This window comes from Streptomyces sp. NPDC014889, from assembly GCF_043081205.1.
Taxonomy (GTDB): domain Bacteria; phylum Actinomycetota; class Actinomycetes; order Streptomycetales; family Streptomycetaceae; genus Streptomyces.
In genome coordinates, this window is the sequence record NZ_JBIBWH010000021.1 from 54,749 (window position 1) to 75,612 (window position 20,864).

The following is a 20,864-nucleotide window of genomic DNA, read 5'->3' on the forward strand; positions in this document are numbered from 1 at the left end:
AGTCGGCGTCGCGGGCGCGTGGCACAGTGGCCACGCGCGCTGCTGCACGCCGCCTCCGGCGCATGGGGACGGGTCACGGCAGGTATGTGGCCGGTCGTTCAGCAGACCGCCGCGGCGAGCGCGGCCTGGTTGATCGCCAGGCATCTCGTGGACCACCGGCTGCCCTTCTTCGCACCGGTCGCGGCCGTCGTCGCACTCAACGCCGCGCGCGGCGAACGGGGCGTCAACGCGGTGCGGCTGCTCCTCGGGGTCGTCGTGGGCATCCTCGCCGCGGACGCGGCGGTGGCCGTGCTGCACCACGGGTATGGGGCGCTGGCGGCCGCCACTTTCGCGGCCATGCTGGTCGCGCTCGCGCTGGGCGGCGAACGGATTGTGATCGCCCAGGCAGCCGTCAGCGCCATCCTCGCGGTGACCGTGGGAGGCGCAGCGGGGCCGCAACGCCTGACCGACGCGCTGATCGGAGCAGGCGTGGCACTGCTCTTCAGCCAGCTCGCCTTTCCGGCCGAGCCCGTGCTGCTGCTGCGCCGTGCGGAGGCGGCGGCTCTGACGGACCTCACCGACCTCCTGCGCCACACCGCTCAAGCACTCGAGCGCAACGATCAAACACTCAACGACCCGGTGGCCCAGCACCTGCCCACCACCCGCGACACGCTGTCCGACCTCGCACAGGCACGCCTCCGAAGCAGCGCAATCGCCCGTCACTCACCCCTTTGGTGGGGGCGCGGCTCAACCGTCCTTCGGGAGTGCCACAACGCGGGACGGCTCGACCTGCTCGGCATGAGCTGCCTCATGCTCGCGCGCATCGCCACCGCCCATCGCGTCGGCGACAGCAGGCAACTGGCCAAGCCGGCCCCGGCCGTGCGCGAACTCGCCGACATCCTGGAGACACTCGCCCGCGCGCCGGAAGATCACGACACCCGGCAAAGGGCGGCCCAGCGCGCCCTCGACCTGATACGCCGCCGCGAGGCGTCGTGCACCACGAGGGACCCGCGCCCGACCGCGCTCCGCATGGCCGTGCAGATGACAGCCACCGACGTCATTGCCTTCGCCGGCGTCGACCCGGCCACAGCCGTGGACGCCGCGCGACAGGCCCGGACCACCCCCGACCAGTCACCCGACCTGCAAGTCCGCGCCCCGCCCTCGACCCCCCTGACCCGCCTTCGCCGAAGACGCCCCGGTCCAGGGCGATGATCAGGACCGCAGGTCCACGACGACCTTGACGTCATCGCCGCCCTTGTGCAGACCATCTGAGAACCGACTCATCGGCACTCTCCGGGTGATGACCCGCTCAAGCCAGCCTCGATCGGCCTTCGCCAGGGCATCGGCGGCCTGCTGATAGTGACGACGGTTCGCGTTAACCGAACCGAACACCACCGTGTTCTCCAGCACCAGCTCCTTGTTCACCACATCCACTCCGACCTCCGCCGTACGTCGGCCGGAAGAGATACCGGTCAGGCAGATGACGGCATCAGGCGCCACGATCTTCGTCAGAGCGAACACCAGCGGTCCGGCACCGGTGCATTCGATGACCACGTCAGGCACCACGTCGACGTCCCTGACGTCACCGGTGTGGAAGGTGGCGCCCAGGTCGGCGACCAGCTGAGCCTTCGGACCGCGGTCACTGAGATCCAGGACATGGGTTTGCAGGCCCCGTTGCACTGCCAGGAGAGCTGCGAAGAGGCCGATTGGCCCGGCTCCGGTCACCAGCGCCACCCGGGGCCGCCACGAGGCCCGGCTGAAGATGCGTTCCGTCTGCTCCCATGCCTTGGCCAGCACCGAGGCAGGTTCCAGCAGGACCCCGCAGTCGCCGAGCTGCGGATCGAGCCGGACTGCGTACTCCGGCTCAATCCGCCACCGCTGGGATCCGAACCCGTCCCGCTCCTTGATCCCTCGCTCGGTGTACTGGCCGTTGCGGCAAAAGTCCCACTCACCGTGCGAGCACGGCGGGCACGGCACCGGGTCGGGACGCCGCACGATGCCCACGACTAGGTCGCCCGGTGCGAAGCCGCTTCCCGCGGGTGCCTCCATCACCTCACCGAGTGACTCATGCCCGATCACCAGGCGCTCTTGGCCCGGTGGCGGCGAACCGTAGCCGCCCTCCACGATGTCGACGTCGGTCCCGCAGATGCCGAGCAGCCGCCCTTCCACGAGCAGTGCCCCCTGCACTGGGTCGGGTTCGCTGACGTCGCTGACCGCCACTTGGCCGGGTTCGCCCGGAACAACGGTGATCGCCTTCATGCCGTGCCCTCCTTACGTCCTGGATCGATGCCCCACCGCGCCTGGTGCGTCTGCCCGGGCTCCAGGGTGATCAGCCCCTCCCCGGAGTTGAACGCGTCAGGCGCGCAGGTCATCGGCTCCACACCCAGACCGGTGCGCCGCCTGTCTGCTTCGGGGAGTGTGTCGCCGGTGAACATCTCCACATAGGAGTAGGCGTCACCGACCCACAGGGTGACGGCCGGTCCCTCACCGTGAACGAGCCGGATCCGTGCCCTGCCATCGGGGTCGCGCCGCAGCTGCGTATACGCCACGTCGATGTGCCGGTCACCGAGCGGCTGCGGTTCCCGCAGGTCGTAAGGCGTGCCGTCGACCGGGCGCCGACCTGTGGGAATGCTGGCGGTGTCCACTGGCTGGGCGGCGCAACCGGCGGGACCTGAGCATCCGGCGGGATCTGGCGCGTTGCCGCTCAGGTCGTCCCGATGGCAATGGCCCGCGCAGCGGCTGCGCGCAGGACCTCGAGACTCTCGGCCAGGGCCTGATGCTCTTCGGGCGTCATGACGGGCTCGTGCATCTGCTGTACGCCGCCGGCGCCGAGAACGCTCGACAGGGACAGCGTGACTTTGTGCCGAGACGAGTAGGCGGCGACGGGCAGCACCGCGCGTTCATCGCGCAGGACTGCCTCGACGAGGCGGGCGGAGACAGCGCCGATGCCGTACTGGCTCGCGCCGGTGCCCTCGATGATGGTGATGTTCGCGTAGCGGATGTCGCGCTCGACCTCCTTGCGAATGTCCTCGACGGAGCGCCCGTCCTGGCCCAGCAGGTGGGCGACCGGGATGCCGCCGACGGTCGCCGAGGACCACAACAGCACCTCGGAGGTGCCGTGTTCGCCCACCACCAGGGCCTGCACGTCACGCGGCCGGACCCTCAGGCGGTCCGCCAACTGGACGCGGAAGCGCAGGCTGTCGATCATCGTCCCGGTCGAGAACACCCGGTCATGTCCGGCCACCTGCCGGGTGAGGTCGGCCAGCGGGTCCGGTGGGTCGGTGACGATCATCAGCACCGCCTCGGGCGCGACCGTGACCACCTGCGGAACGATTTCGGCGAAGACCTTGGCGTTGGTCTCCAGCAGTCGCAGGCGCCCCTTGGGGTCGGACCGGTCGGTGGCGCCGCCGGCCTTCTCGTTGACACCGGCAGTGATCACGACGATCGCAGTGCCGGCCAGGTCTTCGTAGCCGCCAGAGCGTACGTCGACCGTGGGTGACAGCGGTGCCGCATAGCGCAGATCGCTGGCGACGCCGTCGGCCCGGGCAGTGTCCCGGTCGACCAGCACGATCTCCCGGCAACTCCCACCGCGTTCGACCAGGGACAGAGCGGTTGCCGACCCGACCGCACCCACCCCTACCACTGCGACCTTCATTTCTGCTCCTTAGAAGGACGGCCGGGCGTGGGCGCACCGACCCCCGGGAACACGGCGAACCAGGTGCGGCGAGACTTCGCCGGCCGGAAACGGGGGTGCGTTGTAGAGGACGGCCCGCACCGGACCCTTGCCCGCCCGGTCACCGCCACGCGGGGCAGTCCCTGCCGAGCGGACGCTTCCCGATCAAGCGTAGGGCGGTAGTTCGATACCCGCCACTGCGCTTCGGTGACCTGCGTACCGGCTGCGCGCACATACGACCAGGACCGAGTCCACGCGGCCCCTCGCTACCGCTCCGACGAACGCAGCTCGGTCCTGCGGTCGCCGGGGCCGGGCGGGTGTGAGTGGGCAGCGGGACGACGGCGGCCCGCTGGCGCACCGCGGAGTTTTCCAAGACGAGCTGTCTGATGGCCTCCTCGCAGAGTGTGAGGGTGCGGTGCAGGTTGGTGTTCTCCTTCGGTGACCGGCCGAGGTTCGCCCTCCGTCCGCTCGCTGGTCGACGCGCCGGGCCCGGGACGGTAAGACGTTCGGTGAAGCTCCCGATCATGACCGAGCGTCGAGTCTGCAGAGGCTGCGGCGGACAAGGCCGTGGACGACCAGTTGATCGACGAACTGGTGAGCCGGGGCTAGGCAGAGGGCCTGCAGCTGCCCGGCGAGGACGGGCTGCTGCGGCAGCTGACCCATCGGCTGTTGGAGTCCGCCCTGGAAGGCGAGATCACCGATCATCGTGGCTATGACAAGCACGAGCCCGTCGGCAGGACGGTGGCAACTCCCGCAACGGCACACGCTCCGACACGCCACATCGAACCCGGAAGGCCCTCACCTGTTCAAGATCCCCCAGCCGAGACATGGCTCACCCGTCCACAACCTCCCCGGACAGAACAGCTAGATCGCGCTGGGCGATCTTGCTGTCGGGGCGCTCCCGGAAGGCTTTGACGTGTGCGGCAGTGAGTCTGGCGGGCGTTGCAGGAGCGTTGGGCAGAGTTTCCAGGAAGCGCAGCCAGCGTCCCACCGACCTCCACGACGCCCGGGCTGACGACTGCGTGCCGAGGCCGCCGGACGGGCCGGTACGCCCGGCCAGGGCCCGAGCCACCGATAGCTGCCAGCCTGGAAGCGGCAGCTCAGCACAGTCGAACCGACACCTGCGGCCGTCGTCGGCATGGACCTGGACGACGAGCCCGTGCAGCCCAGCAGTCCTCGGCTCGACCGCCGGCTCGTACGGTCCTTCCGGAAGGGGTGAGGGGCGTCCTCGCCGGGTGCTGCCACGGCCTCGGCCCTTCACGGCGCTGCCCTTCGCACCTGGACGCCCTTGGGCGGTCGCTCTCCGCCCAGGGCGCTGAGCGGGGTATCCCGAGAGTCCTCCCAGTCGTCGGGAACAAGCGCCATCCGGGTCTCCATCTCAAGCTCCTCTAGGGCGTGGAGGTAAATCACCGTGGTCAGGAGACTGGCGTGCCCCATCCGGCGCCGCACCCAGTCCAGCGGATCGCCGAAGATGCGGACGTAGTGCTGGCGCTGCTGGACGTTCATGCCGGCGAGGTTGGCGATGTGCCCGCGCTGCAGCTGCTCAAGGGTCAGGACCGCGAAGGTGTGACGCAGCAGGTGTGCGTGGGCCGCCAAGTCCAAGCCCTGGGCCTCGCACCGGGCATTGACGGTGGTGAACAGGTCCTTCCAGGTGGACAGCGCCAGCGGTGCACCGGACTCGCCGAGCCAGAACATCGCGGGCTCGATCCCCGAGCCGGTGTCCAGCAGGAGCCGGTACCGCTGCGCCGGCTTGAGCTCCCGCACGTTGAGGGTGGTGCAGCCGAAGCTGCCCGTCTGCACGGCTGTCAACGGCCGGGACGGATCGGCGATGACCAACGGCCTGCGGATGGTGTCGTAGCGGCCCCGCGCGCGAGCGTCCTCGACGACCTCTGCCCGGTCGATCTCTACGTACTCGCCCAGGCCCAGCAGGCCACTGTGTGAAACGTAGACCCATCGAGCCGACTCCCGCTTCGCGATCGCAGCCGGCAGCCAGAACCGCCGATACCCTCCCCAGTGGCCAGCGCGGTGGGGAAGTTCAGTGATCAGGACGCTGGACTGCTCCTCGATGCGCATCCCAGTGCGCACCATGAGGTCCGAGTAGGAGCTGTTCCGCGAGGCCCAGCGGCCCCGAAACGTCCTCGTCGGCAGGCCGTCGCGTCCGTATCCCCGGATCCCGGTATCCCGCCAGAGTCGGTAGGAACGGGCCGGCAGCCATTCGATGTGCTGACCCTTCTCGTCGTGAGCGAACGTCGCCGCCGTCATCGCGTCCTTCGGCACGACCACCGTGCCGAACGGGGCCGGTCGCCGAGCGCGCTGCGGGACCGGCAGGCTGCCCAGCAGGCGCTTCCCCTTGGCCCAGACGTAGAACAGGTTGACGTGGCTGACCTCGGCGTTCCAGGTGCCGCCCTCGACCCGCGGCCCCCTCATCCCGCCGCCGCCAGTAGAGGTACGCCAGATGGTCAGCCTCGGCCGCGTCCCGCCACCCCTTGTGTCCTCGCGCGCGCCACAGGAAGGTGAAGAAGCTGGCCAGCGCCCGGGCTCGGTTCGCGTTGCTGTTGAGTGGGGCCTCGATCAGCTCAGCGCGCAGCCAGTACGCGTTCAGCTCGACGTCGTACTCAAAGCGCGGAGAAAGCAGGAAGGGCACACCGTCGGGAACCCCGGCTGCGTCCAGCCACGGCTCGGGATCACGAGGCGCGTGCTGCAGGAACCACGGCAGCTCCCCCAGCTGCGGTAGCTCTCGGCTCGTGTAGTGCACCGACCACGCGTGCCTCGCAGGCATCACCCGACCGTAGGCGGTCACTGACCGCCCGGCCCCACACAATCCAGAGATGAACGAACGGCGCCCTGTCCCTTCCGCGCATGACAAGTTCCGTCCGTTTCGGAGGTGTACCTCGATTGCGATGCGCCGCCGGAGACTGGTGGCGCGGACGATGAACGAGGAGCAGCGTCAGTTGACGCGCGCGGGCAACCCTGCGAGACCGGTGTCACGCACGATGCGCTCGACCGTGTCGGTGAGGCCGCTGTCAGCCCCGATGACGGTCTCGAGACCACCGGGCAGGAGATCGCGCTCGCGATACCAGTCACGCAGCTCTCGCTCGGTGACCCGGGTCAGATACTCCAGATCGGCCTTCGAGGAATGCCGGACCAACGTCTCCTCGATCGGGATATCAAGGTAGTAGCAGCGGGAGACGCCGCGGTGGTCGCCGAGCAAGCCCGCCAGCATGTCGCCGTATCGGTCTGCGTACAGGATGCCCTCGACCACCACGTGGTAGCCGGCGTCCAGGGCGTAGCGGGCGACCGTGTCGATCAGCCCGATGTTGACGCCGCCAGGCACATCGCGCTCCCGCAGCACGATCCGCCGCAAGTTGTCTTGACCGACCAACGCCAAACCGCGGCCGAAACGTTCGCGGATTCCCGCCGCCACCGAGGACTTGCCCGACGCCGAGTTCCCTCGAAGGATCACGAGCCGGGTGTCTTCACTTCCCACGATCATTCGGGTCACGCTACCGGCCGCCAAGAACTCTGCGACGCAGTGTTCGAACGAGATCAGTGACCACCCGTACACAAGCCGTGATTGTTCGGCCGAACAATCGTGCGCTGGTATCCAAGCGTTCAGTGGTTCAACGGGCACGGCTTTGCGGATCTCCTTCGTTCACAGTCGCCGTATCGAAGGCTCGACCCGGATGTCCGTGAGCCTCTGCTCGACGCCATCGCCGAGCGCATCCGCACGCGGATGGGCGATCGAGCACCACGCCGTTACCTGAGCGTCCTGCGTGTCGGACGGCGCGCCGAGTGAGGCGGACCGAACTGTCTGAATGCCCCCGGTCCGGGGCTCATGGGCCGCCCGGACCGCGGGGTGAGTCGCCATGCGTGGACGTGCCAGGAATCGGTCAGACCTGTTCGAAGTGGAACGCCTTGATGAAGCAGTCGCGGGGCTGGGCGACGGCGAAGGTGATGCACTCCACGAGTGACTGCGCGGTGAGGGCGTCGCTGGCCTCGCGCGGTGTGCTCTCCCACTCCTCGGAGAGCGGGTCAGGGTTGTCGAAGTCGGGCGGGTAGAGGGAGATCACCCGGACGCCCTGGGGCCGCAGGCGCCTGGAGAGGATCTCGGCGAACCCTGCCTGGGCGCTTTTGGCCGCGTAGAAGGCGTCATGCGCGTCCGAGCGGTGATGACCGGTCGTTCCGCAGGCGGAGACCATGGTCACCACGTCCGGCTTGTCCGAGTTGAGCAGGAGAGGGAGGAAGTTCTTCACGGTCAGGACGGTGCCGGTGGCGCCGGATGCGATGGTGTCGACGACGTCGGTGTCGGATGCGGATCGGAGGTCTGGTCCTTCGAGGTAGCGGGAGCCGTTGTTGATCAGCACGTCAATGCGGTCGGTGTGACGGGCGACGCCGGCAGCGAAGCCGCGGATAGAGGCCGGGTCAGCCAGATCGCAGGTGAAGGCGTGAACCTGCTGGTGCCCTCGGCCGCGAATCTCGTCGCGGACACGTTCAGCGGCGGCGAGAGTGCGCGCGGAGAGGAAGACCTCGGCACCGAGGTCCGCGAGTCGGATGGCCAGGGTACGGCCGAAATCGCGGCCGGCGGCGGTGATGACCACGCGGTGGTTGTCGAATCTCATGTCGGTACTCCTGTTCGTGGACCGGATGTTGCGGTGGAGTGCGGCGGCTGACGTCGGCGGCGTAGGCGGCCCAGTCTCCGGCGGCGGCTCGCTGCCATTTGACAGCGACGGTGATGTCGATGCCGAGGGTGCGGGCGAGGACGCAGGCACTCAGCGCGAACTGCCGGGTGGCAAGGCGGCACTGCCCACTGACGGGGCGTCAGCACCCGTGCAGGGACAGGTCCCGGACGCTGTGCTCCGCACTACCGGGCCCCGCGGCCGGGGGCTGGAGGGGTGGTGCGCGGTCGTAGGCGCTCTCCCTGCGGCCCGAACATGATCAGGTATTCGACCGGTCCGCCGGGTCCGGCGTTCGCGACTCCGTGGGCGGTGCGGGTGTCGAACTCGGCGACGTCCCCGGCGCTCAGGACGAGGTCCTGCTCGCCGAGCGCCAGCCACAGCTGCCCGTACAGGACGCACAGCCATTCGTACCCGTCATGGGAGACCTGCCGCGGCCGCGCCGGCGGCGCGTCGACGGCGGGCAGGACGTGCTTGTGGGCGTGCAGGCCCCCCACGTACCGGGTCAGCGGCAGCACCACCTTGTCGTCGCTGGGACGCTGCGGTACCGGGGTCCGCGGTCCCGCTGCGGCGACGGGTGCGGCCAGCTCGTCCAGGGAGATGTCGTACGCCTTCGCGAGCCTCAGCAGCACCTCCAGGGTCGGCTTGCGACGGCCGGTCTCGATCCGCGACAGCGTGCTCAGCGAGATGCCGGCCGCACGGCTGACGCCGGTGAGCGTGGCGCCGCGCTGCTCGCGCGCGGCCCGCAGCCGGGGGCCCATAGCTGCCAGCGTGCCGGCCAAGCCGTCGTCCGTCACCGTCGTCCCACTCCCTCCGGTCGTGCCGGTTCCACCAGCCCGTCCTGCAAGTTTGCCAGGATGGCAAGGGTGCTCGCGTCGGGAGGCCGCCGCGCCGCATGATCGGTGGGTAACCGCGGCCGCCCGTGAACCGAGGAGAGCCATGCACCAGCCCGCGCCGTCCGCCGACCTGCGCCACCGCACCATCGAGGCACCCGCCGGGCGCCTGCACCTGGTCGAGCAGGGCACCGGACCGCTGGTCCTGCTCGTCCACGGCTTCCCCGAGTCCTGGTACTCCTGGCGCCACCAGCTCCCGGCCCTCGCGGCGGCGGGGTACCGGGCCGTGGCGCTCGACGTGCGCGGCTACGGCCGCACCTCCAGGCCAGCCGCGACGGACGCCTACCGGATGCTCGACCTGGTGGACGACAACGTCGCCCTGGTGCACGGCCTGGGCGAGGAGAGGGCGGTGATCGTCGGGCACGACTGGGGCTCCAACATCGCGGCGGCCTCCGCCCTGCTCCACCCCGAGGTCTTCCGCGCCGTCGGACTGCTGAGCGTCCCCTACGCGCCGCCCGGCGGACCCCGCCCCACCGACGTCTTCGCCCAGATGGGCGGCGACCAGGAGTTCTACGTCTCGTACTTCCAGGAGCCCGGCCGGGCCGAAGAGGAGATGGAGCCCGACGTCCGGGGCTGGCTCGCGGGCTTCTACGCGGCGCTGTCCGCCGACACCATGCCCGCCCAGGGCGAGCCCGACCCGCACTTTGTGGCCCGCACCGGCGGCCGGCTGCGTGACCGCTTCCCCGACGGCAGGCTGCCCGCCTGGCTGACTGAGGACGACCTCGACGTGTACGCCGGAGAGTTCGAGCGCACCGGCATGACCGGGGCCCTCAACCGCTACCGCAACATGGACCGCGACTGGGAGGACCTCGCCCAGTACGACGGCGCCCCGATCAAGCAGCCGTCTCTGTTCATCGGCGGTGCCCTCGACGCCTCCACGACCTGGATGGCCGACGCGATCGACGCCTACCCAGCCACCCTCCCCGGACTGGCCTCCGCCCACATCCTGGACGGCTGCGGGCACTGGATCCAGCAGGAGCGCCCCGAGGAGGTCAACCACCTGCTGACCGCCTGGCTCGACTCCCTCCAGGACTGAATCCCACGGGCCGCGGCGGCCGGGCTCCGTCGAAGGAGAACCCCCGGCCGGCGCACCCGAGGGCAGCGCCCGAAACTCACGCCCGCTCAGTGGGACATCCTCGCCGCGGCTTGACCTTACCCTCGGGGTCAGGGTTTAGCGTTCTGCGAGGTGAGAGGCATGCAGATCAGTGAGCTGGCTCGTCGGGCGGGCGTGACAACGAAAGCGGTGCGCTACTACGAATCGCTGGGCCTGCTCACGCCCCGGCGGCTGGCCAACGGCTATCGGGACTACGAAGAGCACGACGTGCGACTGACGCAGGAGATCCGGGCGCTGGGCAGTCTCGGAATTCCTGTTGAGCGTACCCGCCCGTTCCTGGAGTGCCTCACGGCCGGCCATCGACACGGCGACGACTGTCCCGCCTCGCTGGCCGGCTACCGCGACGCGATCACCGAGCTGACCCAGCGGATCGAGGGACTCGCCGCCCGTCGGGCGGTACTGGTCGCGCACCTGCAACAGGCCGCCCACCTCGGCAGCCGCGTCTCACCGGCCGACGAAGGAGAGGACCTGATGACTGACTACACGAGCATGCCCGCCGACCTGCCCGTCCCCGAGGACGACGGCGCAGCCAACCATCTGCTCGGCACGAAGGTCCCGCACCTGGAACTCCAGAGCACCGGCGGCACGGCCGTCCGCCTCGACGCGCTCGGCGCGGGCCGCACGGTGATCTACATCTACCCGCTCACCGGACGCCCGGGCGTCGACCTGCCCGACGGCTGGGACTCGATCCCCGGTGCCCGCGGCTGCACCCCCGAGGCATGCGGCTTCCGCGATCACTACCAAGGTCTCCTCGCCGCCGGCGCGGACGGAGTGTTCGGCCTCTCCAGCCAGGAGGCCGACTATCAGCGTGAGGTCGTCGAGCGGCTCCACCTGCCGTTCCAGATGCTCTCCGACCCCGCACGGAGCCTGGCGCGGGAACTCGGCCTACCCACGTTCGAGACCAGCGGGCTGACGCTCTACAAGCGGCTGACCCTGATCGTCCGCGACGGCGTGATCGAGCACGTCTTCTATCCGATCCTCCCCCCGAACGAACACGCCGACCAGGTACTGACCTGGCTCCGGAACAACCCCCTGTAGAGGTCGGCGTTCAGTGCCTGCTGTCTCCGGGCGCGAGCAGACAGGTGACCTCGGCGATCGCCTCCGGGGACGGCTTGAGGTAACGGCGCACCTTCTCCGGCTTCTTATCAGGCTCGAATGCCGCCACTCGCGTAGGTACCAGCCCGTTCCGGGCACACCACCGACGGCGGTGTGCTCGTCGAGCAGGGCGCGGGCCTGGCCGTACGACAGCCGGGCGAACCCGGTGTAGGGGCAGACGTCACGGTGTGCGCGCGGGAGGCCGGGCTGGCGTCTGCAAAGCCAACGCCAAGCATCCGCGCGGGACGACGGCGAAGTGCAAGGATGCCACGCCGTGTCGCGGTGCATTTGGAGTTCGGCTGCGGAGATTCCGGCGGCGGCCTTGAGAAGTTTCGACGGGTCCGTCCCTTCCGGTTGACTGCTCGCCGCCTGGACCGGGATCGGTTGCCCAGCCTGTCGGCCGGGTTCGCTCATGCTGTTCTTGATCGTGGCGAGTTCGTGCCGGATGTCGGCGAGCGGGTCGCCGACCGCATCGTCAGGCGCTTCGGTCTGATCGGGCGCGCGTGTCAGTGCGCCGAGCGACAGGCGTGGCGATGGACACCGATCTTCACGCGGCGGTGCTCCGTTCGGGTGCATTGCGGTTACGTGCGGTGCGCGGGGGCGTTGGGCCGGTATGGGCAGGAGTCGCAGGTTGCAAGAGCTGTCGGGACCGGCAGCGTTCGATCAGTTGCGAGCGCAGTTGGCTCGGGCTGCCGCTGGGGTGGTGAAGGCTGAGAGGTCGCCGCGGCGGAAGTCGTTCAAGGATGCGCTGCCTCCGGCATCCGCGGAGCCGGACGACGGCGGGGAGTTGCCGCCGCCCGGCTCGGACTGAAGTCACTCCCCCGGTCTTTTCGCCGCCCTGGTGCGCGCGGTCGTCTGTGGAGCAGTCCCGCTCGCGCACCGTCGGCCCGGTTCCGGCGGACAGGCCGACCAGCCACAAATAAAGCGTACGATCGGCACGGCCGTCAGCCCCATGGCCGGCCCAGGCCTGAGCGTCAGTCAGGCGGCGGAGGCAGGTGCGGTGAAGCACCGCCACCGCCGCCCCTGGCCTCCTGTGGTCATCTGCTCGCCGCAACCGCGGGGATGACGGCACCGGGTGCGTGTTCGCCGGCAGATCGCTGCGAACCGGACGGCAAGCGACTGCGTCGAGCCCCTGTCCCCTTCCCGTGAGGACTACTTGCCGGTTCCGCTGAGGTATGCCGCCCATGGGTAGTAGACGTAGTCGAATGCTGCCGGCGCCCCGGTGATCTTGTTTCCGAGCCACACGTCGTTCGTCAGCTGGATGCCGGAGAACATCGGATCCGTCTCGTCGTGCAGCTTCTGTTCCATCTGCACGACCAGCTTGGAGCGGGCGCTGTCGTCCTTGGTGCCGATCGCCTTGGAGTAGAGCCCGTCGATGCCGCTGTAGCCGGACTGGTTGAAGGTGCCGCCGGTCACCGCGGTGAGGCCCAGCCAGTCGAGCGGGTTCGGGATGTTCGGCCAGAACTGCGTGTACAGCAGGTCGGTGTGGCCACGTGTCGCCGGGTCGTACAGGTAGTTCGAGTAGCCGGTCGCGGGAACGACGTTGAGCTTGAAGTTCAAGCCGATCCTGTCCGCCGCATCCTTGATCCCGACGCCCAGTTGCTGCGTCTCCGCCTGCTGCGGTACCACAAGGCTGATCTGCTTCGACTTCACGTCGGCCGGAACGCAGGCGAGCAGCTTCTTCGCCTCGTCGATCTTCGCGGTGCCATCGGTCCTGACCGAGTCGGCGTACGAGGTCAGATCGTCCTTCGCGAAGCCGTACACGGCCGGCACGGTCTGCAGCGAGACCGGGGTCCCCTCACCGGCGTACACCTGCTTGCCGATGCCCTTCCAGTCGATGGCCATCTGGAGCGCCTTGCGCACGTCGGCGTTGCCCATCGCACCCTTGTGGTTGGCGACCACGAGTGTGACGGCCAGTGGCGCGGCACCCGAGTAGAGCTTGCCCGCCGACGATGCCTTCAGTTGTGCCAGCCCGGCGGTCGGCGGACCGTACGTTCCGTCGATCTGGCCCGAGAGCAGGCCAGAGGTGATCGCGGAGTCGTCGGTCAGGAAAGTGAAGTCGATGTTCTTCACCTTCAGTGGCAGCGACTTGTTCCAGTAGCCGTCGTAGCGGCTCACGCTGATCGACTGGCCCCGCGTCCACTTGTCGAACTTGTAGGGGCCGGTGCACATCACACCGACGCCCGGCGTGCCGGCCTTCTTGCCGTGTTGCTCGTAGAACTTCTTCTCGACGACGACACCGGCGAAGCTCGCCAACTCGTCGTTGAAGAGGTAGTCGGGCTTCTTGAGCCTGACGGTCACTTCGTCGGTGCCCGTCTTCGCGATCGAGGCGACGTTCGAGTACAGGTAGCCGTAGAAGCTCGACTTGTCCGTCATGTTGTGCCGCATGCTCCACACGACATCGTCGGCGGTCATCGGCGAGCCGTCCCAGAAGGTCGCGTCGCCGCGCAGCTTGTAGACCCAGGTTGTCGGGTCGGGGTTCGAGTAGGACGTGGCCAGATTGGGCTTGATCTGGAAGTCGGGTGTCTGGGCGAGCAGCGTCTCGCACATGTTCGAGTTGATCATGTTCGGCGTGTAGTCGGCCGACTGGAAGGGGTCGATGGTCTGAGGCTCGCCCTGGAAGACGTTCCAGGTGATCCTGTCGACTGACCCCGAGCCCGCGGGCGTGAACGTCGTCAGCGCGTCGGAGGAACCGGTCGCTCCGGTGCCGGATGTGCCTCCGGAGCAACCAGCCAGCGCGAGGGAGGCTGCGGCAGCGACGGCGAGCGCCGTCGCCCGTCTGCGTGGGCAGGGTGGAAACATCGTGGAACTCCTGGTCAGTGTCGGGCTGTGGTGGCTTCGGGGTCCCATCCGCTGCGGGGCACGCTGTCGCGCAGCAGGCGGGTGTAGGGGTCCTGAGGGTTGTCGAGCACGGCGGAGGTGGATCCTTGCTCGACGACGGCGCCGTGGCGCATGACGATCGTGTCGTCGGTCACCTGGCGGATGACGGCGAGATCGTGGCTGATGAACAGGTAGCTCACGCCGCGTTTCTCCCGGATGTCCGAGAGCAGGTTGAGGATCTGTGCCTGGATGGACACGTCCAGGGCTGACACGGCCTCGTCGAGAATGAGGACGTCCGGATCGGCGGCGAGCGCGCGAGCGATGGCGACGCGTTGGCGCTGACCTCCGGAGAGTGACCTGGGCAGTGCCGCGAGCTGCCGGTCGTCGAGTCCGACGAGCTCGGCGAGTTCGCTGACGCGCTTCCTGGTCTCGTCGCGGCCGAGCCGGAAATGAACGCCGACGACCTCCGCGAGGCAGTCGCCGATGCGCTGACGGCGGTCGAGTGAGGTGTAGGGGTCCTGGAAGACGATCTGGATGTCCCGGCCCCGCTCACGGCGACTTTGCGCGGAACGCGCCGGGTGTGTGCGGTCCTCGCCCCGGAACATGATGCGACCACCGGAGGGACGCTCCAGGCCGATGATCATCCGCGCCGTGGTCGTCTTGCCGGAGCCGGATTCGCCGACGATGCCGAGGGCTCCGCCGGGGGCCAGGGCGAAGCTCACGTCGGCGACTGCCATCGCCTCGGCACGCCCACGGCCGAACGTCTTGGTCAAGTGCTCGACCACGAGCAGCGGTTCGGTCATCGCTTGACCTCCTCGTTCGAAGGGGAGTCGGTGTGCTGCTGCCGCGCCATCCGGCCACGCAGGCCCGGCATCCGGGCGCACCGGGTCTCCGACGGACCGATCCGCAGCAGGGGCGGCACTCCCGTCCGGCACCGCTCCTGCGCGAAGGGGCAGCGGGGCGCGAACGCACAGCCGTCCGGCGCCTCGTAGGCGGTGGTCGGATGACCGGTGATCGCGGGCAGTCGGTCGACGCGCCGGCCTATCTCGGGTCGTGCCTGCACCAGCGCGGCGGTGTAGGGGTGGAGCGGGTCCTGGTGGAGGCGCACCGACGCCTGGCGCTCCATGACCTGGCCGGCGTACAGCACGATCGTCTCGTCGCACACGGCACTGGCGAGCTCCAGGTCATGCGTGATGAAGAGCATCGCCATGCCGTACTCGCGCTGCATACGCCGGAGAATCGCCATCACCTCCGCCTGGGTGGTGACATCGAGCGCGGTCGTCGGTTCGTCGGCGAGGACGAGCCGAGGCCGCGCGGCGACCGCGGCAGCGATCATCACCCGTTGCAGCAGGCCGCCGGAGAGCTCATGGGGGAACTGCCGCAGTCGGCGCTCCGAGTCCCCGATGCCGACCTCGGCGAGCAGTTCCTGTGCGCGCTTGCGGGCGGCGGGCTTCGGCATCCGGTCGTTGGTGCGCATCGCCTCGGTGAGGAAGTCGCCGATCGTGCGTACGGGGTTCGTGTGGGCCCGTGCGTCCTGGAAGATCATCGCCACGTCCTGGGCCCGATAGGACCGCAGGCCTTCGGTGCGAAGGTCGAACACCTCGGCGCCGTCGAAGCGGACACCGCCTTGGACGTCGGCGCCGTCGGGGAGCAGACGTGCGACGGTGCGAACCGTCATGGACTTGCCCGAACCGGACTCACCGACCAGGCCGAGGGTGCTTCCACGGTCGAGGGAGAACGAGACATCGCGCAGCACGGTGCGCAACTCGCCCGCGACCGGCAACTGAACGGTCAGACCGTCGACTTCGAGAAGTGCGTTCACGAACGTGCCTCCCAGCGCTCCGTGAGTCGGTCGCCGAGCGTGTTCACGGCGCCGACGGTGATGACGATGAGCGCGCTGGCGAACAGAGCCTCCTGCGGGTGCTGCTGCAGCACCCCGGCCATTCCGGTGCCGACCATCGCGCCCCAGTCCGACGTCGGCGGCTGCACCCCGAGGCCGATGAACGAGAGGCCGGCGAGGTCCATCAGGGCGAACCCGAAGGCGAGCGTGGCGTTGGCGACGATCAGCCCACCCACGTTGGGCAGGATGTGTCGCAAGGCGATCCGCAACCCGTGCACGCCCTGAACCTGCAGTGCCGCGATGTAGGGCAGTGAGCGCTCTCGCAGTGCCGCGCTCCGCACGATGCGCGCGATGTAGGGGATGTAGGCGATGGACAGTGCCACAACGGCGGCGTTCAGGCCGGACCCGAACAGGGCGGTCGCCAGGATCGCCAGCAGCAGACCGGGGAAGGCGAACACGGCGTCGACGACGCGGACCACCAACTGGTCGAACCAGCCCCCGAACCACACGGCCGCGAGCGCGAGAATCGTCCCGAGGAGTGTCGAGATCGCTACGACGAGGAACGGTCCGATCAGCGCGGTTCGGGAACCGTGGACGAGGCGCGAGAGAAGGTCCCGGCCGCTCGCGTCGGTTCCCAGCAGGTGCGCGCCGCTCGAACCCTGGTAGGCGCCGGAGAGGTCGACGGCGTTGGGATCGTGCGGTGAGAGGAAGGGCGCGAGGACGGCGAAGCAGACGACGAGTCCGAGGAGGGCGATCGCCACCCCACCGGACATGCCGATGCCTCCGGTACGACGCGTCGTCCGCCGGCCGGCCTTCCGGGCTCCGACGGGTCGCACGGCTGCTGTCGTGCTCATGAGTCCTTCTTCCCGATCGACACACGCGGGTCGAGCAGTGTGTAGGCGATGTCGATGAGGGTGTTCAGCACGATGAAGGCGGCGACGTACATCAGGCAGATCGCCTGTACGACGGGGAAGTCCTTCTGCTGCACCGAGTTCACCAGGAACTGACCGAGCCCGCCGAGTTGGAAGACCTGTTCCACGACGACGCTTCCCGCGATCAGGCCCGCGATGGTGAGACCCGCGACGGTGAGCACCGGCATCGCGGCGTTACGCATCACGTGTCTGCGTACGACGGCCCTGCGGGGCAGTCCGCGGCTGATCGCCGTCTGCACGTGATCGGCCGACAACTCCTGTCGGATCGCGGTCTGGGCGAGTCGTGCGACGAACGCGACGGACGCGAGCGCCAGCGCGATCGACGGAAGAACCAGGTGGTAGACCTCGTCGAGGCCCGCACCGCCGGCGCCGAACACCGGGAACCACTCCAGGTCGACGGCGAACACGATGATCAGCACGACCGCTCCGACGAACGTCGGTACCGCCATGACGGCCGTCGCGCCGGCCATGGCGGACCGTGACAGCCAGCCGGGCTTGAGGCCGGCGAGCGTGCCGATGGCCAGCCCGAGCACCAGGACGATCACCGCGGCCATGATGACGAGAAGCGTGGTCGCGGAGGCGCGGCTCGCGACCAGCGACGACACCGGTTGGTTGTAGATGATCGAGGTGCCGAAGTCGCCGTGCACCACGCCGCTCAGCCACCTCAGGTACTGCTGCCAGAGGGGGTCGTCGAGGTGATACTCGGCCTTGATCGAGGCGATGGCCTCGGGGCTCATGGTGCGACCGTGCGTGAGATAGGTGAGTGGGCTTCCCGGCGCGGCGTAGAGCGCTCCGAAGACGACCAGGCTCGCGATGAACAAGGTCACCAACAACCCCGTGATGCGAGCGGTGATGAACCGCAGCATCGCCCCGGCGGCCCACTGTTTCGCCTTCGCCTGCCCGGATGGCACTGGTGCCGTCACGGTCGCGTGGCTCATCGGGTCACCTCTTGCTGCGCGTCGTGGACCACACGACCACCCACGACTGTCCGCAGTACTCGCGTGTCGAGCAGTTCCTCGAGTGGTCGGGTGAAGATGTCCCGGTCGAGAACGATGAAGTCGGCGTACAGCCCCTCGGCGAGACGGCCGTGAATGTGTTCGGAGCGGCTCGCCCAGGCGGCGTCACGTGTGGCGTGCACGATCGCGTCCGCCAGCGGCAAGGCGTAGTGCGCGATGTTGGCAGGCAGCGACGGATCCAGTGCCGAACGCCGTGTCGCCGCGATGAACATGTTGGGCAGCGGCGCATGCGGCGACGTGGGGGAATCGGTGCCGAGCACGAGTGTGGCCCCGGCGTCGGTCATCTCGGGCCACGGGAAGCCGCGGTCGACCCGCTCGTCGCCGAGCACGCGTCGCCAGTTCTCCTGGATGGCGGGATCGGCGTGCACGGGCTGCATGCTCGCCGTGATGCCGAGTGCCGCCAGTCGGTCGATGTCCGCCGGGTCGACGACTTCGAGGTGTTCGATGCGGTGGCGCCGGTTCCGGGGGCCGTTGAGAGCGACGGCGTGCTCGACGGCGCTGATCGCGACTCTGATCGCCTCGTCACCGATGGCGTGCATGGCGACCTGCAGACCGGCCGCGTCCGCGGCGGCCACCACCGGCGCGAGTTCGGCGGGACTCCAGATCGGGTCGGCGTTCGTGCCGTTCACGTAGGGCTTGCCGAGAGAGGCGGTGCACCCGTCGACGGTTCCGTCGACCATGACCTTGATGCCGGTCACGCGCAGGAACGGGGTCGACCGCTGGGTGGCGATTTCGACGGCGCGCTCGACCTGGGCGAGGTTGCGGCCCTCGTCGCCGGCGGGCTGGACGCGCCAGAACGCGGCGATTCGGGTGGTCAGGACGCCCGCCGCATCGGCACGACGCATCGCCTCGTAGTCGCCTTCGCCCAGCGCCATTTCGGTCGAACCGACGATCCCGGACTCGGCGTACGCCGCCAGGGCGACCGCCAGGGCCTTGTCACGGTCGGAGTCACTGGCGAAGCTGTCGAGCACCGGCCACACGAGGTGGTGCATCGCGGTCTCGTCGACCAGGCCGGTGGCCGCGCCCCGCTCGTCCCGGTGGACCGTGCCTCCGGGTGGTGATGCCGTGGTGTCGTCGATGCCGACTTCGGCGAGGGCGGCCGAGTTCAGCCAGATGGAGTGGAAGTCGTAGGCCTGCGCATAGACGGGCCGGTCGGCGACAACGGCGTCGAGCATGCCCCGATCGGGCATGCCGCCCGGGATGTCACCGTGTTTCCATCCGGTGGCGAGCACTCGAGGCGCGCCGGGGTTCTCCTCCGTCCACGTGCGAATGCGCCGCTGGATCTCCTCCACCGTGTTGGCGCCCCAGAGATCGACCTGGGCCGCTGCCTCGCCGGTGCCGACCACGTGCGCATGGCCGTCGACGAATCCGGGGAGGACAGTCGCACCGCCGAGGTCGTGGATCAGGGCATCCGGTCCGGCCACGCGCGCCGCGGTGGCCCCGTCGCCGACGTAGGCGAGCCGGTCGCCCACCACCACGAGCGCCTCGGCCCAGGGGCGTTGGTCGGAGGTGAAGATCCGGGCATTGCAGTAGAGATGAGCGGGCAATGTCGTGTCCTTGTCCATCGGGCTCCTCAGAACCGGTCGAGACCCTCGCGGGCCGCTGCGTCGGGATTGCCTGCCCAGTACTCGAGGGCGAAGCCGGGAAGGTCGAGAGAGGCCGTGAGCAACGTGCTCCACTGCTCGTGGCCCGGTTGGGAATCGTCGGCATGGACGCACACCACCGCGGCGGCACCGTCGCCGCCGCAGAAGGCGGCCGCGCGCTCCCGCGCGGAGCGGCCGGTCATGCTGCCGCGCACGGCGTGCGCGTGGTGGTACCGCTCGGCCGACGCCGAGTCCGGAGTGCTGGTGTCACCGCCGGCGAGGACGGCATCGAGGAAGTGGTTCGTGTGGATGACCCAGCCGTCGGTATCGGGTGGCACCACCGCGAATCCGGACGGTGACATCTCGATGGACGCCGCTGCGGCGTGGCCGTCTCGGCAGGTCGCGACGGTCAGCACGGTGGATGCGCTCACGGTCGCGGAGGCGACGATGTCGCGGGCCTCCGCCACCGTGGTCGCCTCCTCCAGGACGCGACGCGCAACAGCGTGGACGGGCACACCGCCGGTGGCGTTGTCGGAGCGATGGTGCAGGATGTTGAAATGCAGGCCGAGACCGGCGTCGTTCAGCCCGATCTTCGCGGCCGTGCCGAACTCGGTGAAGAGCTTCACCCGGCGTTGCCTCGCGGTGACGAGGGACAGCAGGAGACCGTCCGGGGTGAGCGAGTCGTGCCAGTCCCACGTCTGGATCGTCTCGGGTGGGCCGCCGGAGCGCGGTGCGTGCACGGCTGTGGTGCACTCGCCCTTCCCGGGCGCGGCGGCGAGTACTTCGGTCCGTGCGCCGACCGCTGCCACCTGCCAGGGTTCGATTCCGGATGCCTCGGCGATTCCGTCGGACTCCTCGACGAGATCCGGGTACCAGTCGCGCAAGGCGTCGTAGCTGTGGGCGACGATGTCGCGGACGGTCGTTTCCGAGAGACCCAGAACCTTGAAATGCGCCAGGTAGCGGGTGCTGACGTCACCTACCTGGTCGGCGTATCGCGTGCCGATCTCGCGTCCACGGTCGCGGGGGTCGGTGGTGGTCGTGCGCAGTGTGTGGAGCTTCATGGTGTCGCTGTCCGACCTTCTTGTGAGGCCCGTCACGGTGAGGGGTGCGCGACACGCTAGGTAGGTAAAACGTTTAATACAATGGTGTCGCGCATGTCGCTTTCTGTCTCTTCTGTCGCCCGGCCGCGCCGGTGACCGCGGTCCGACGGCGTGAGACGACAGCGGACGTGAGGCAACAGCTGAAG

17 protein-coding genes and 2 pseudogenes are annotated in these 20,864 nt (G+C 69.1%); 4 read left to right on the plus strand and 15 right to left on the minus strand.

The window, feature by feature from the left end; all coding sequences use genetic code 11:
* The first annotated feature begins 18 nt into the window (after nucleotides 1-18).
* Nucleotides 19-1,191, plus strand: a complete 1,173-nt coding sequence (locus ACF09J_RS32190; protein WP_392308997.1) for an FUSC family protein — start codon at nucleotides 19-21, stop codon at nucleotides 1,189-1,191.
* Here ACF09J_RS32190 and ACF09J_RS32195 read toward each other — a convergent pair whose 3' ends face one another.
* Genes ACF09J_RS32195 through ACF09J_RS32205 form a run of 3 tightly spaced genes read right to left on the minus strand, consistent with a single transcriptional unit; the run spans nucleotide 1,192 to nucleotide 3,634 of the window.
* Nucleotides 1,192-2,238, minus strand: a complete 1,047-nt coding sequence (locus ACF09J_RS32195; RefSeq protein WP_392308998.1) for a glucose 1-dehydrogenase — start codon at nucleotides 2,236-2,238, stop codon at nucleotides 1,192-1,194. It lies immediately after the preceding gene.
* Nucleotides 2,235-2,624, minus strand: coding sequence for a hypothetical protein (locus ACF09J_RS32200; protein ID WP_392308999.1), 390 nt, complete (start codon nucleotides 2,622-2,624; stop codon nucleotides 2,235-2,237). Before ACF09J_RS32200 ends, ACF09J_RS32195 begins: the two co-directional genes overlap by 4 nt.
* Nucleotides 2,625-2,683: 59 nt before the next feature.
* Nucleotides 2,684-3,634, minus strand: coding sequence for a hypothetical protein (locus ACF09J_RS32205; RefSeq protein ID WP_392309000.1), 951 nt, complete (start codon nucleotides 3,632-3,634; stop codon nucleotides 2,684-2,686).
* A gap of 585 nt (nucleotides 3,635-4,219) precedes the next feature.
* On the opposite strand from ACF09J_RS32205, the pseudogene ACF09J_RS32210 reads away from it, so the two are divergent.
* A pseudogene (locus ACF09J_RS32210) lies at nucleotides 4,220-4,428 on the plus strand (transposase); the annotation flags it as partial.
* A gap of 481 nt (nucleotides 4,429-4,909) precedes the next feature.
* Here the strand turns inward: ACF09J_RS32210 and ACF09J_RS32215 are convergent.
* The 4 genes from ACF09J_RS32215 to ACF09J_RS32230 all read right to left on the minus strand — a co-directional run bounded on the left by ACF09J_RS32215 (nucleotide 4,910) and on the right by ACF09J_RS32230 (nucleotide 9,086).
* Complete coding sequence (locus ACF09J_RS32215; protein ID WP_392309001.1) at nucleotides 4,910-6,079, minus strand: integrase; 1,170 nt, start codon at nucleotides 6,077-6,079, stop codon at nucleotides 4,910-4,912.
* A gap of 520 nt (nucleotides 6,080-6,599) precedes the next feature.
* Nucleotides 6,600-7,145, minus strand: a complete 546-nt coding sequence (locus tag ACF09J_RS32220; protein ID WP_392309002.1) for a kinase — start codon at nucleotides 7,143-7,145, stop codon at nucleotides 6,600-6,602.
* Nucleotides 7,146-7,542: 397 nt separating this feature from the next.
* Complete coding sequence (locus ACF09J_RS32225; protein WP_392309003.1) at nucleotides 7,543-8,271, minus strand: SDR family oxidoreductase; 729 nt, start codon at nucleotides 8,269-8,271, stop codon at nucleotides 7,543-7,545.
* 242 nt (nucleotides 8,272-8,513) lie between these two features.
* Nucleotides 8,514-9,086, minus strand: a complete 573-nt coding sequence (locus ACF09J_RS32230) for a helix-turn-helix domain-containing protein (RefSeq protein WP_392309041.1) — start codon at nucleotides 9,084-9,086, stop codon at nucleotides 8,514-8,516.
* A gap of 178 nt (nucleotides 9,087-9,264) precedes the next feature.
* Between ACF09J_RS32230 and ACF09J_RS32235 the strand changes: the two genes are divergently transcribed.
* Entirely contained in the window at nucleotides 9,265-10,254 is a 990-nt protein-coding gene (locus ACF09J_RS32235) for an alpha/beta fold hydrolase (RefSeq protein ID WP_392309004.1), read from the plus strand.
* Nucleotides 10,255-10,413: 159 nt separating this feature from the next.
* On the plus strand, nucleotides 10,414-11,370 hold the full coding sequence (locus ACF09J_RS32240; RefSeq protein WP_392309005.1) for a redoxin family protein: 957 nt from the start codon (nucleotides 10,414-10,416) through the stop codon (nucleotides 11,368-11,370).
* A 10-nt stretch (nucleotides 11,371-11,380) separates the two neighbouring features.
* Here ACF09J_RS32240 and ACF09J_RS32245 read toward each other — a convergent pair.
* The 8 genes and pseudogenes from ACF09J_RS32245 to ACF09J_RS32280 form a co-directional block, all read right to left on the minus strand.
* A pseudogene (locus tag ACF09J_RS32245) lies at nucleotides 11,381-11,643 on the minus strand (site-specific integrase); the annotation flags it as partial.
* Between the two features lie 936 nt (nucleotides 11,644-12,579).
* A complete protein-coding gene (locus ACF09J_RS32250; RefSeq protein ID WP_392309006.1) occupies nucleotides 12,580-14,229 on the minus strand; it encodes an ABC transporter substrate-binding protein in 1,650 nt (549 codons plus the stop codon).
* A 14-nt stretch (nucleotides 14,230-14,243) separates the two neighbouring features.
* The gene (locus ACF09J_RS32255) at nucleotides 14,244-15,050 is read right to left on the minus strand and encodes an ABC transporter ATP-binding protein (RefSeq protein WP_392309007.1); all 807 of its coding nucleotides are present in this window, start codon (nucleotides 15,048-15,050) and stop codon (nucleotides 14,244-14,246) included.
* Entirely contained in the window at nucleotides 15,047-16,069 is a 1,023-nt protein-coding gene (locus ACF09J_RS32260) for an ABC transporter ATP-binding protein (protein WP_392309008.1), read from the minus strand. Before ACF09J_RS32260 ends, ACF09J_RS32255 begins: the two co-directional genes overlap by 4 nt.
* Complete coding sequence (locus ACF09J_RS32265) at nucleotides 16,066-16,941, minus strand: ABC transporter permease (RefSeq protein WP_392309009.1); 876 nt, start codon at nucleotides 16,939-16,941, stop codon at nucleotides 16,066-16,068. Before ACF09J_RS32265 ends, ACF09J_RS32260 begins: the two co-directional genes overlap by 4 nt.
* On the minus strand, nucleotides 16,938-17,957 hold the full coding sequence (locus ACF09J_RS32270) for an ABC transporter permease (RefSeq protein ID WP_392309010.1): 1,020 nt from the start codon (nucleotides 17,955-17,957) through the stop codon (nucleotides 16,938-16,940). The genes ACF09J_RS32265 and ACF09J_RS32270 overlap by 4 nt, the downstream gene beginning before the upstream one ends.
* Nucleotides 17,954-19,600, minus strand: coding sequence for an amidohydrolase (locus tag ACF09J_RS32275; RefSeq protein WP_392309011.1), 1,647 nt, complete (start codon nucleotides 19,598-19,600; stop codon nucleotides 17,954-17,956). The genes ACF09J_RS32270 and ACF09J_RS32275 overlap by 4 nt, the downstream gene beginning before the upstream one ends.
* Nucleotides 19,601-19,608: 8 nt before the next feature.
* The gene (locus tag ACF09J_RS32280; protein ID WP_392309012.1) at nucleotides 19,609-20,679 is read right to left on the minus strand and encodes a C45 family autoproteolytic acyltransferase/hydolase; all 1,071 of its coding nucleotides are present in this window, start codon (nucleotides 20,677-20,679) and stop codon (nucleotides 19,609-19,611) included.
* Nucleotides 20,680-20,864: the final 185 nt, after the last annotated feature.